The sequence below is a fragment of the Granulosicoccus sp. 3-233 genome (assembly GCF_052681095.1).
Window position 1 is genome coordinate 1 of sequence record NZ_JBQYLE010000063.1, and the last position, 576, is coordinate 576.

The 576-nt window shown below is 50.5% G+C and carries 1 protein-coding gene; it reads right to left on the reverse strand.

Annotation, left to right across the window (positions count from 1 at the left end):
- Positions 1–81 precede the first annotated feature (81 nt).
- Positions 82–576, reverse strand: a 495-nt coding sequence (locus ACUNV4_RS30455) for a phage tail protein (protein ID WP_430882442.1), incomplete at its 5' end; no start/stop codon positions are given.

A 576-nucleotide genomic window follows, 5' to 3' on the forward strand; every position in this document is an offset into this window, starting at 1 on the left:
GATGCGCGCGGTACGAGGTATTGCATGAATCACAGTAACACTCGTTGAATGATTCATATTTCACCAATGACTGAGTAAATTCTAGTGTGGCATGGTGGATTCTGCACCGAATTTTTGCCCTAGAAACCTTGGCGTCAAACCGGGGCCAGTACCAGCATGTACAGCTGATCGTCCTCGAAGGTCCGGCAGCGCAAACGTTGTTCTGCCATCGCCTCCATAAGTTGTGCCCAATAATGAAAACAGTGCTTGATTTTGAGCAATCGATAGAAGCTGCCCGTCGCAAAGAGCCCAGCCTCGTGGTGCAAAGGTTCCAGCGAATAGCATGATTTCACCGAGTGTCGGGTCAAAAATACTGTTTCTTGATGGGAATGTCCCAGTCAACGCAATGATGTAGTTCAAACCGAGTGAGGGCTGCATATTGTCAACCGACTCGACAGGTAAATCCGCCGCAACCCAGTTGTCAGTGATCCATGTCAGTACCTGACCATCTGAAATACCGTCTGCCAGAATCGTTCCATCTGCTCCCGGCTCGCCTTGAGGTCCCTGAGGGCCTGCAACTCCTTCAGGGCCTTGTTC